This window comes from Cyanobium sp. BA20m-p-22 (assembly GCF_024346275.1).
In the GTDB taxonomy this organism is placed as follows: domain Bacteria; phylum Cyanobacteriota; class Cyanobacteriia; order PCC-6307; family Cyanobiaceae; genus Cyanobium_A.
On record NZ_JAGQCQ010000100.1, the window covers coordinates 1 to 10,968 of the forward strand.

Annotated in this window: 10 protein-coding genes; 2 read left to right on the top strand and 8 right to left on the bottom strand. The window is 59.5% G+C overall.

Going from position 1 to position 10,968, the window contains the following annotated elements; translation table 11 throughout:
• On the top strand, positions 1 to 489 hold a 489-nt coding region (locus KBZ15_RS10025; RefSeq protein ID WP_255015068.1), incomplete at its 5' end, for a ribulose-phosphate 3-epimerase.
• Between the two features lie 40 nt (positions 490 to 529).
• On the opposite strand, the gene ccsB is transcribed toward KBZ15_RS10025, so the two are convergent.
• From ccsB to KBZ15_RS10060, 7 genes are all read right to left on the bottom strand, one after another.
• On the bottom strand, positions 530 to 1,462 hold the full coding sequence (ccsB, locus tag KBZ15_RS10030) for a c-type cytochrome biogenesis protein CcsB (protein WP_255015069.1): 933 nt from the start codon (positions 1,460 to 1,462) through the stop codon (positions 530 to 532).
• A gap of 185 nt (positions 1,463 to 1,647) precedes the next feature.
• Entirely contained in the window at positions 1,648 to 2,835 is a 1,188-nt protein-coding gene (locus KBZ15_RS10035) for an LptF/LptG family permease (RefSeq protein ID WP_255015071.1), read from the bottom strand.
• Positions 2,832 to 3,560, bottom strand: a complete 729-nt coding sequence (gene lptB, locus KBZ15_RS10040; protein ID WP_255015073.1) for an LPS export ABC transporter ATP-binding protein — start codon at positions 3,558 to 3,560, stop codon at positions 2,832 to 2,834. The genes KBZ15_RS10035 and lptB overlap by 4 nt, the downstream gene beginning before the upstream one ends.
• Entirely contained in the window at positions 3,557 to 4,009 is a 453-nt protein-coding gene (locus tag KBZ15_RS10045; RefSeq protein WP_255015074.1) for an LptA/OstA family protein, read from the bottom strand. Before KBZ15_RS10045 ends, lptB begins: the two co-directional genes overlap by 4 nt.
• A gap of 146 nt (positions 4,010 to 4,155) precedes the next feature.
• On the bottom strand, positions 4,156 to 4,566 hold the full coding sequence (locus KBZ15_RS10050) for a DUF309 domain-containing protein (protein WP_255015076.1): 411 nt from the start codon (positions 4,564 to 4,566) through the stop codon (positions 4,156 to 4,158).
• A gap of 3 nt (positions 4,567 to 4,569) precedes the next feature.
• On the bottom strand, positions 4,570 to 6,381 hold the full coding sequence (gene typA, locus KBZ15_RS10055; protein ID WP_255015077.1) for a translational GTPase TypA: 1,812 nt from the start codon (positions 6,379 to 6,381) through the stop codon (positions 4,570 to 4,572).
• Positions 6,382 to 6,532: 151 nt separating this feature from the next.
• Positions 6,533 to 7,294: a D-alanyl-D-alanine carboxypeptidase family protein gene (locus KBZ15_RS10060; RefSeq protein WP_255015078.1), complete on the bottom strand. Its 762-nt coding sequence runs from the start codon at positions 7,292 to 7,294 to the stop codon at positions 6,533 to 6,535.
• 137 nt (positions 7,295 to 7,431) lie between these two features.
• Here KBZ15_RS10060 and chlP point away from each other — a divergent pair, with 137 nt between their 5' ends.
• Complete coding sequence (chlP, locus tag KBZ15_RS10065) at positions 7,432 to 8,811, top strand: geranylgeranyl reductase (protein WP_255015079.1); 1,380 nt, start codon at positions 7,432 to 7,434, stop codon at positions 8,809 to 8,811.
• An 18-nt stretch (positions 8,812 to 8,829) separates the two neighbouring features.
• Here the strand turns inward: chlP and glyS are convergent.
• On the bottom strand, positions 8,830 to 10,968 hold a 2,139-nt coding region (gene glyS, locus KBZ15_RS10070; protein WP_255015081.1), incomplete at its 5' end, for a glycine--tRNA ligase subunit beta.

Here is a 10,968-nt window from a genome sequence, read left to right on the forward strand (position 1 = left end):
CTCGACGTGCACCTGATGATCGTGGAGCCGGAGAACTACGTCGCCGACTTCGCCAATGCGGGAGCCGACATCATTTCCGTGCAGGTGGAAGCCTGTCCCCACCTCCACCGCAACCTGGCCCAGATCAAGGATCTCGGCAAACTGGCCGGGGCCGTGCTCAACCCCAGCACCCCCTTGGACAGCCTCGAGTATTGCCTGGAGCTCTGCGATCTGGTCTTGATCATGAGCGTCAACCCGGGTTTTGGCGGCCAGAGCTTCATTGATAACCAGGTTCAGAAAATCCGCTCCCTACGCCGGATGTGCGATGAACGGGGTCTGGACCCCTGGATCGAGGTGGATGGGGGCATCAAGGCGGAAAATGCCTGGAAAGTGATCGAGGCCGGTGCCAACGCGATCGTGAGCGGCTCGGGAATCTTCAACCAACCAGACTATGGGGCAGCTATCACCGGCATTCGCAACAGCAAGCGCCCCAGCGCCGTAGTCGCCTAGGAGACATGGCTGCTAGCTAAGAGCTCGTAGCTAGCGGCTCTTAGCTGTCAAAAAACCATCCATAGCTGTGCAGACCGATACCTAATAGGTTGACGCCGATATAGCAAACCGCAATCACCACCAAGCCTGCCGCTGCAACAAGCGCAGGCTTGCGGCCCTGCCAGCCGCGAATCAGGCGGGTGTGGAGGTAGGCCGCGTATACGAGCCAGCAAATAAGGGCCCAGGTTTCCTTGGGATCCCAGCTCCACCAGCTACCCCATGCCTCATTTGCCCACACCGCCCCACTTACCAGCCCAACTGAAAGCAACAAGAACCCCACGGTGATGGTGCGATAACTGAGTGAATCAAGTTGCTCTACTACCGGCATGGCCACACTGCTTAGCTGGAATGGGGCCACCCCAGAACCACTGCCGTCGGCTGCTGTGACCAGGGTGGCCTGGCGATAGCCGCCGCTGCCAATGGAACTGCTGCGCAGCTCGAGACTGTTGCCACGATCTGTGAAGAGCACCGCCAGCGATAACAGGGATCCCACCAGCAAAGCCGCGTAGCTGACCATGATCACGCTGACGTGCATAACCAACCAACTGGAGCGCAGTGCCGGCACCAAGGGAGAGGCCTCCTGCAGCCGATCCGGCAGGGCAAAACTGGCAAAAGCCACACAGCCAAGGGCCATTGGCGTCGCTGCCGCAGGCACCAAAGGGGAAGGCCAGTTCCGCTCGACAAGCAGCTGGGTCAGGGTGCAGGCCCAGGCCAGAAAACAGAGGGACTCATAGAGGTTGCTGATCGGGAAATGGCCCGAATCCCACCAACGCAGCACCAGCTGGGCCGTCAAGCAGAGGTTGGCGGCAGCCACGAGCAGGCGAACTGCCTTGCTGGGGTGGCCACCACTCAAGGCCCAGAAGGCCAGGGGCAACACCAACAGCAACAGGGCAAAGGCTGTAAGGCCCAGGGCAATGACAGGGTCCGGAAACATTAGAGAAAACCAGCGTAATAAGAGCTTAATCGAAACCAGGACCAGCCAGAGGCTTTTAACTCATAAAATAATTAAATAAAGATGCCATGTTACACGCCACCTAGGTGAGTCATTGCGAGGCCATTGGGTGTCAACCGGTGGGCAGGGTCGCAAAACCTGCAGGCAGGAAGTCGAGTCTTTAATGGCTATCGACTGGAGCGATATAAAATAAATGATCCCGTACCCAGCCCCAATAAAACCGGGGACCAAGCAGCAACAAATGGGGGCAAAAAGCCATTAACACCAATCATACTAAAGATATAGGCGCCAAGGTAATAGACGAAAAGGAAGATCACCGTCATGCCAAAGCCCTTGCTGCTGCTCTGCCGAGAAGTTGGCCGGCTGCCAAGGGTGGAGCCCAGCAAGCCAAAAACGAGGCAGACGGCGGGAAAAGAAAATTTTTCCTGGATACGTACCTGGAATTTGCGAGCCCGCTTTGTCTGTCCAGACTCCCTGAGCAGGCGCTCTGCAGTCATTGCTTGACCGACGGTAAGGGTATTGGAGAAAACATCAAAATCCTTAGGTAGCTTTGCGGCCTGGATAGGCTCCATGCCGAGCTTAAAAACATATTTCTCAAAGGCTCCTGTTGTTAACTGCTTATCCTTACCCGATGGCAATACTGATATAACTCCATCCCTGAATTCCCAGCTACCTTGGCTCTCAAGCCAACTTCCCGATTGGGCCTGCAGTAAAATCTGACGATTGGTATCAGCGAAATCAAGAACGGTAATCCCGAACATATTTCCGTCCTTGTACTCCCGAGCAGCAAAAAAAGTGGTAAGCCCCCTAGAGACCGGACCCTCACTATTTTTAATCTCTCCAAACTTAGAGTAAGTTATATTTTCAGCAGACTGACCAATGATGGCCCTACCCAGGGAGCGGTCCAGCAGGGCCTTGGACTGGTACATAGTATTGGGAACAACCCACTCATTAAATGTCAACGTCAAAAACATCATTACTAATGCCAACGAAACCCCAGGCACCACCATGCGCCATTCCGATACCCCAACACTTCGTAAAGCGGTGAGCTCACTAGTTGAGGCTAGTTTGCCATAGCTAAGCAGGGCGGCCATTAATGTGGCCATCGGAAAGGATATAACCATAAAAGACGGAAGCTGGAGCAAAAGTATCTTTACAACATCACCAAGCGGAACTGAGGTTTCCGAAATACGACGTAGAATCTCGAAAACAGCTCCCACCGAAAAACTTACGGCAGTGAACGCGCCGATACCAAACAATAGGGGAGGGATAAGTTCGGAAAGAATCCACCGATCCAATAGGGGGAACCTTGCCCATTGACGGCTAAATATTTTTGGGATTGAGGGAATGTTCAAATTTTAAAATCCTCACCTAGGTAGTGGCGGCGCACGAGCGGATCAGCCGCAATGGAGTGGGATGTGCCAGAAGCTAATATACGACCCTCAGATAGAATATAGGCGCGATCGGTGATCGCCAGGGTTTCTCTGACATTATGATCGGTAATCAGCAATCCCATGCCACGAGAGCGCAACTGCTGAATTAAACTTTGCAGGTCTCCAACAGCAATCGGATCGACCCCAGCGAAGGGTTCATCCAACAGCAGATAGCGCGGACCCTCCTCCCCGACTGCCAGAGCTCGAGCAACCTCACAGCGTCGGCGCTCGCCACCTGACAATTGATAGCCGAGTCGATTTTGAAATTCGGTAAGATGAAAATCGTGGATCAGTGAGTCGATTCGATCCCTTCTCAGGCGGCGTGGAGCTCCGCTTTCCTGCAGGGCTAGATTTAAATTTTCTCGAACGGTTAACTGCCTAAAAACGCTCGGTTCCTGAGGGAGGTAACCAATCCCCAGCTGGGCGCGCCTAGGCATTGGTAGATGGGCGATCGACTTGCCATTCATCAACACCTTGCCACTATCTGGACGCAGCAAACCCGTAACTAGCCCGAAGGTGGTGGTTTTACCAGCTCCATTTGGACCAAGCAGGCCAACCACCTCTCCCTGTTCAAAGTTCAACGAAACATGGTTGACAAGGCAACGCTTACCAATGGCTAGCACCACATCAAGTAACTCTAAACTCATGGGCGTGGGGCCTTTTGTCCATCAAGCACTCCCATCCCAGCTCCCACCGGTGAATTCAGATAGTAGCGAATAATCACCTGCTGGCCCTCTACCGGATCGGCGATGATTCTTTCGCGCTCAACCAGGTAAACAATGCGTTCGGCCCGCAGACTATTGCCGTTATCCTGGATAATATCAACATCGCCGCTGAGCACAACTCTGCCCTCCTTACTAAAATATTGTGCTTGCCTGGCCGTAGCAACAACTCCCCGATCAGGGTAGAGAATGCGTACGTTGCCGGTGGCAGTGACTACACCAGTGCTATTATCAGCCTTCTGGAGATCTGATTCAATAGTAACTAACCCAGTTAGTGGTGTTACCTGACGACCCTCTGGGGAGAGACTTCCCCTGCTCGGCTCGGCTGCCTCGCCAACGCCAACGCCAACACCGGAAGTGGTTGGTTGGGTCACAAGAGGCTCGATCTGGGCTGAAACGGGATAGGCAATATGGGCAGAAAGGAATAGGGGTAGGAGAAGCCTAAGCATGGGCCCGGGTATGGGATTCAAAGGGGTCAAGCACCGGAGGTCAAGCAATTAATCAACAATTAAGATGATATTTAAGCCTGGATCTTAACTGCCAAATAGGGCATATCCAGGCCTCGCAGTGGTCGCTGCTGCTGCAGGGCCTGCAAACGCGCACCCACCTGGAGCCGTAGGTTGTCCAGGTCAAGGCCGAGGCCCCCTTCCAGGTCCCCCTGGAGGCGGCCAAGCCCTTCGCCCATGAGGATGGTGGCTCCGCGCAGGTTGCCGCGTTCATGGTGCAACTCTGCCACAGCAATCTGCAGGATTCCCTGCAGGAGGGGCCTCATCCTGCCCGAGGTTTCGTGCCAGAGCTCCTCGAGGCCGTCGTGGCAGGCGTACCAGTCGCCCCCATTGAAGAGGGCAATGGCGTGTGCCAGCCGAGGGTCACCAACCAAGGCCTGCTCTTCTGGATCCTGGGGCAGCAGCGGTGGCTCCGGCAGGCTCACCAATCAGCGCTTGGCGGCCTTTTTGGAAGGCAGCTTGCGCAGACGAATCGATTCGGGCGTCACTTCAAGCATCTCATCGGGGCCGATGTACTCGAGGGCTCGCTCCAGGGTCATCTGAATCGGTGCCTGCAGGGTGTCGAGCACCTCCGCACCGGCCGAACGGATGTTGGTCACCTGCTTGGCCTTGCAAACGTTCAGCTCCAGATCAGGGGGGCGGTTGTGTTCACCGACAATCATGCCTTTGTAAACCTTGGTGCCAGGCGTAATGAAGAACTGGCCCCGATCCTCCGCGCCCTTGAGGGCATAGAAGGTGGCCGTACCCTCCTCAAAGGCAATCAGAACGCCGTTGCGGCGGTTGTCCATGTCGCCCTGCATGGGCCGGTAGTCCAGGAAGGAGTGGCTCATGATTCCCTCACCGCGGGTGGCGCGAATGAACTCGCCACGGAAGCCGATCAGGCCCCGGGCCGGCACCACAAACTCCAGCTGGGTGCGGCCATCGTTGGTATTTTCCATGTTCTGCATCTCGGCCTTGCGGGTGCCGAGTTTTTCAATGCAGCCTCCCACCCCTTCCTCAGGGACATCGAGAACCAGGGTTTCATAGGGCTCCGATGGGGTGCCATCGATGGTGCGGAAAATCACCTGGGGCTGGGAAACCTGAAATTCATAGCCCTCCCGACGCATAGTTTCAATCAAAATGCCGAGGTGCAGCTCACCGCGGCCGCTCACTGACCAGCGATCGGGCGAATCGGTGTCTTCAACCCGCAGGGCGACGTTGGTGAGCAGCTCCTTCTGGAGCCGATCACGCACCTGGCGACTGGTAACAAATTTGCCTTCCTTGCCGGCAAAGGGAGAGTCGTTGATGACGAAGGTCATCTGCAGGGTTGGTTCATCAACCCGGATCAGGGGCAAGGCTTCGGGGTGGTCTGGGCAGGCGATTGTCTCGCCGATATTCACCTCGTCAAAGCCCGCCACGGCAACCAGATCACCAGCTCGGGCCTCTTGGATCTCAACCCGCTGCAGGCCGCGGAAGCCCAGTAACTTGCTGATACGGCTGCGCTTGATGCTGCCGTCGTCGCGGATCAATGCAGCTGGCTGGCCCGCCTTGATGGTGCCGTTGTGAATGCGGCCGATCATGATCCTGCCGAGAAAATCGCTGTAATCCAGGGTGGTCACCTGCAGCTGCAGAGGTTTCTCTGGATCCCCAACCGGCGGTGGAACGTGGCGCAAGATGGCATCAAAGAGCGGCTTCATGGTGTCGCTCTCGGTTTTCATGTCGGGCTTGGCATAACCGCCCATGCCACTCCCAAAGAGGTAGGGGAAATCGCATTGGTCGTCGTCAGCGCCAAGCTCAAGGAATAGGTCGAGCACCTTGTCGACGGCAACTTCCGGATCGACCCGGGCCCTATCAATTTTGTTGACAAATACGATCGGACGGAGGCCTTTTTCGAGGGCCTTCTTGAGCACAAAGCGCGTTTGGGGCATGGGCCCCTCATTGGCATCAACGATCAGGAGACAGCCATCGACCATTCCCAAGACCCGCTCCACCTCACCACCGAAATCAGCGTGGCCGGGGGTATCAACGATATTGATCCGTATGCCTTCGTAATCAACAGCGGTATTTTTTGAGAGAATGGTGATTCCCCGTTCCCTTTCCAGGTCGTTGGAATCCATCACACAGGTGGGCACCGCCTCTCCTTCGCGGAAAATGCCCGACTGCCCGAGCAGGGCGTCTACCAGGGTTGTTTTGCCATGGTCAACGTGGGCGATGATCGCAATGTTGCGAATCGGCGTGCCAGTGTGTGCGCCGCTACTCATAGAGTTGAAAGCTTCTTTTAAAAGAAATATTGGCCCGCCTCCAGATGAGGCAAATTTGTGGCCAAGGTTAAACCCTAACCCACCCTGCTCTGCCCTGACCTGCCTTGCCTTGCCCCTGACCCAGCCCCAGCCCCCAGCTCCCAGCCCCCCGTCAGCGGGAAAGACGCTGGGCCGGCTCGAACACCTTGAGAGCCTCGGCACTGCCCTCGAATCGCCAGTGCCAGGGCTCATAACTCACCCCCTGGGGGTTGTCCCGCGGAAATGAGAGGGTGAAGTGGTAGCGGGCCCCATGGGCCTGAAGCCAGGCAAAGGCTGCTGTCTGGTCGAAGGAGGGAGCCAGGTTGGTTGCCGGCTCGCTCCCATCGCCCAGGTCCACCGCATAGCCGGTGCTGTGTTCGGAAAAGCCGGGGGGAGCGCTAACCATGGCCCTTTCCCTGGCGCTCTGGCTGCGTTCCGCCTTGACGTCAAAGAACAACTCCTTCTGGAGTCCCACCGGACGGAAAGCACTCAGCACCACCAGACGCACCCCGTCCTGGGCGGCATCGCGCTGCATGGCCAGCAGGGGGCCGGCCGCATCGCGGTGCAGGGCCAACCCAGGGGCCACCGAAGCCAGCTCCGAGTCTGGAAGCTCCGCGTAGGGGAAATGGCCCAACAGGCGACCATCCGGACCCATCCGGGCGTCGAGGCCACTAACAGGAGGCAAGCCGAGCAGGTCCACCAGAAACCTGGGCCGCAGCAGCAGCAACCCGCCGAGGCAAAGGAGGAGGCTGGCACTGCCGATGCTCAGACGCAGAAGCCAACGGTTGGTTCGACTCGCCGGTGGGGCTGTCCTGCGGGCGACCGGTATGTCGTCCAGCGCCCGGGGGCGCGCAGCCGAAGAGCGACCGGAACCACTGGGATTGCGAAGGTTCACGCGGCTCCCCCCACTGGCACCGATCAACCGCCCGATCTGAGACGGATCCTAAGTGGGCAGGGCTGGGGGGGCCGCCGGCCGACCAAGCAGCAGTGTTAGCTTCAAAGCAACATCCTTCCTGGCGGAGCGGTTTTCCGATGTTGCGTGTGGCAGTGGTGGGTGGCGGCCCCAGTGGTTCCTGTGCGGCTGAAGTGCTGGCCAAGGCCGGGATTCAAACCTGGATCTTTGAGCGCAAGCTCGATAACGCCAAACCCTGTGGGGGCGCCATTCCGCTCTGCATGGTCAGTGAATTTGACCTACCCGAGTCGATTATCGATCGCAAGGTGCGTCACATGAAGATGATTTCCCCCTCAAACCGGGAGGTGGATATCAATCTTGAAAACGAAGATGAATACATCGGCATGTGCCGCCGCGAGGTTCTCGACGCCTACCTGCGTGAACGGGCCTCCCAGCTCGGCGCCCAACTGGTAAACGGTCTGGTAACTAAGATCGAAACCGGCACCAATCGCCAGGGTCCTTACACCCTCACCTACTCCGACTATTCCAGCGGCGAGGCCACTGGCGAGTCGAAAAGCCTGGAGGTGGACCTGATCGTCGGTGCCGATGGCGCCAACAGCCGCGTAGCCAAGGCCATGGATGCTGGCGATTACAACGTGGCGATCGCCTTCCAGGAACGCATCAGGTTGCCTGTGGAGGAAATGAAGTACTACGAAGATCTCGCCGAGATGTACGTGGGTACGGATGTTTCCCCAGATTTTTATGCCTGGGTCTTCCCCAAGTACGACCATGTGGCCGTGGGCACCGGCACCATGCAGCAAAACCAGGGCTTAATCAAAAGCCTCCAGGTAGGCATTCGCGAACGGGCCAAGAAGCGTCTGGTCAACGGCGAGGTGATCAAGGTGGAGGCCCACCCAATCCCCGAACATCCCAGGCCACGCCGGGTTGTGGGGCGCATGGCCCTGGTTGGTGATGCGGCCGGCTACGTGACCAAGAGCTCCGGTGAAGGGATTTATTTCGCCGCTAAGAGCGGTCGCATGTGCGCCGAGCAGATTGTCGAATCCAGCTCTTCTGGTAGCCGGATTCCAACAGAGCAGGATCTCAAAAAATATCTAAAGAAATGGGACCGGAAATACGGAGCCACTTACAAAGTGCTGGAGATTCTCCAAAATATTTTCTATCGCAACGATGCAGCCCGCGAGGCCTTTGTCGAGATGTGCGGCGACAAGGATGTGCAACGGCTTACATTCGACAGCTATTTGTATAAGCGTGTTGTGATGATGAATCCCTGGCAACAACTCAAGCTGACCCTCCTCACCCTGGGTTCGGTGCTCAGGGGCAATGCACTGGCGCCCCAGGGCTACAAGCCCGTAAGCAGCGCAGTTCGGGAAGATGCCGAGGTCAACGCCATGTTGGCGGTGAGCAGCATCAAGGGAGGCATCAAGGTGGCTGGCCAAGTGCCCCGGCCAGGGCCGGGCAAGGCAGATCAGGAGCGTGAACCTGTGCTGGCAGCCAAGTAGGCAGCCTGCCCGCGCCCCTCAGCCGCCTATCCGGCTGAAGTCGGCCAGCACCGAGGCCTGATTGCGCAGCACGGCCAACAGATTGAGACGGTTGGTGCGCACGGCCTGATCCTGGGCCATAACCATCACGCTCTGCGGGCCATCGAAAAATGCCGCCAGGGCGTCTGCCCCAGCGGCTAGGCCCCGGGCCAGCTGGCCATAGCGCTCAGGCGAGCCGGCCAGGGCGATCGGTTCAAGGGCGGAAAGAACGGCGAGCATGGCCGACTCACTCTCCTTTTCGAACAGGTCGGCATTGACCACCCCGTCAGCACTGAGCACGGTGGTGCTGAGCTCAGAGTGCTCCGCCAGCCGGGTGGCCCTGGTGACAACCGCCTGAACGGCCGTCAGTTCCCCGCTGCGGCGCAACTGCACCAGCAGGGCCACCCGCTGCCGCGCATCCTCAGGGTCCCCCAGCACCCTTTGCAGTGCCACGGTCTCGCCTGCGGCGGCCTGCACCAGGTCGCCGTCCATGCCGTCCTCCTCCAGCAGGGTCAACAACCGCTGGCGCAGGAATTCAGCCAGATCGTTGGCGAGGGCCTGGGCGTCTACGCCAAGGTGGGGCAGAAGCTGGGCCCAGTGGAGGGCACAACGCTCCAGCAGGGCGTTCAGGTCGAGGCGCCAGCCCCTATCCCAGAGAATCTGCAGCAGTCCCTGACCGGCGCGGCGCAGGGCGTAGGGGTCGGAGGAGCCCGTCGGTCGCTCTCCTTTGGCATAGATGCTCAAGAGCAGCTCCAGCCGCTCAGCAAGGGCCAGCACGGCGCCGGCAGGGGAGCTGGGCAGTCCATCGCCTGCTCCTCGGGGCAGGTAGTGCTCCAACACAGCCAGGGCGACGCCACGGGGCTCCCCCTCGGCCAGGAGGTACTTACCGCCAATAGCGCCCTGCAGTTCCGGGAACTCGCCGACCATCTGGCTCACCAGATCGTGCTTGCAGAGGTGGGCGGCCCGGCGCGCCAGCTCAGGGGTGCCGACCGAGAGCTCCAGCTGCTGGAGCAGCACATCGGTGCACCATTCCAGCCGTTCGGTGCGCTCCAGCAGGCTGCCCAGGCCTGCGGCGAAGGTGACGCGGGCGAGCTGGTCGCGGCGGTTAATACTGGCCACGGCGCGGTCGGCACTGACAAAAAACTCGGCATCGGCAAGGCGGGCCCTCAAGACCCGCTCATTGCCGCGGGCCACGGTGGCCGCCGCCGCGGGCAGGCCATTGCTGATGCAGAGGAAGCGGGGCAGCAGGCTGTTGCGGGCATCTAGGCCGAGGGGGTCGTTGCTGCGCCCCTGGCGGTAGAGCGGCACATAGCGCTGGTGGGACCGCATCACGTTGCACAGCACCTCGGCGGGGAGGTCGAGGTAGCGCTCAGCAAAGCGGCCTTCCAGCAGGGAGGGCGACTCGACCAGATCGACCAACTCCTCAAACAGGCTGTCGGGCAGGTCGGCATCCGCCTGGTGGGTGGCGGCGGCCTCGTCCACGGCCGCCCGGATCAGTTCGGCGCGGCGATCCCGATCCACCACAACTCCCGCAGCAGCCATGGCAGGGAAGTAGGCCTGGGCGCTGCCAATCGCTACGGCGGAGCAGTGGAGCCGATGGCCCCGGCTCACCGTGGTGGTGCTGATGGCCGGGTCGCTACCTACTAGGGAGACCGGTATCGGCAGGGCATCCAGATAGGCCAAAAGCCAGCGGACGGGCCGGGAAAAGCGGATTTCCCCGGCGCCCCAGCGCATAAAACGACGTCCCTGAAGGGCAGCGAGCCAGAGCGGGATCTGCTCTGCCAGCACAGTCGCCGTCGGCAGCCCCGCCGCGACACAGCGGGCAAAAACAAACGGACCCTTGGGGGTATCGAGGCTCCGCAACGCCTCGGCGGCCACACCACATCGTCTGGCAAATCCCAGGGCCGCCGCGGTCGGCTGGCCGTCCTTCCAGCCCTGGGCCGAGGGAGGGCCCTTGCGCTCCTCTTCCAGGTCTGGCTGGCGCTCCGGCAACCCTTCCACCCAGACCACCAGCCGCCGGGGCGTGCTGGTGCAGCGAATATCGCTGGAACTCAGCCGCAGGCTGGCCAGATCGCGGCCCACCAGTTGCTGGAGCTGGGGCAGGGCCAGCCGGGCAAAATCGGCGGGCATTTCCTCGGT

Bases quoted from the DNA above. Each gene is read 5' to 3' on its own strand.
- typA (WP_255015077.1), bottom strand. From the start codon at position 6,381: ATGAGTAGCGGCGCACACACTGGCACGCCGATTCGCAACATTGCGATC.
- chlP (WP_255015079.1), top strand. From the start codon at position 7,432: ATGTTGCGTGTGGCAGTGGTGGGTGGCGGCCCCAGTGGTTCCTGTGCG.
- lptB (WP_255015073.1), bottom strand. From the start codon at position 3,560: ATGAGTTTAGAGTTACTTGATGTGGTGCTAGCCATTGGTAAGCGTTGC.
- ccsB (WP_255015069.1), bottom strand. From the start codon at position 1,462: ATGTTTCCGGACCCTGTCATTGCCCTGGGCCTTACAGCCTTTGCCCTG.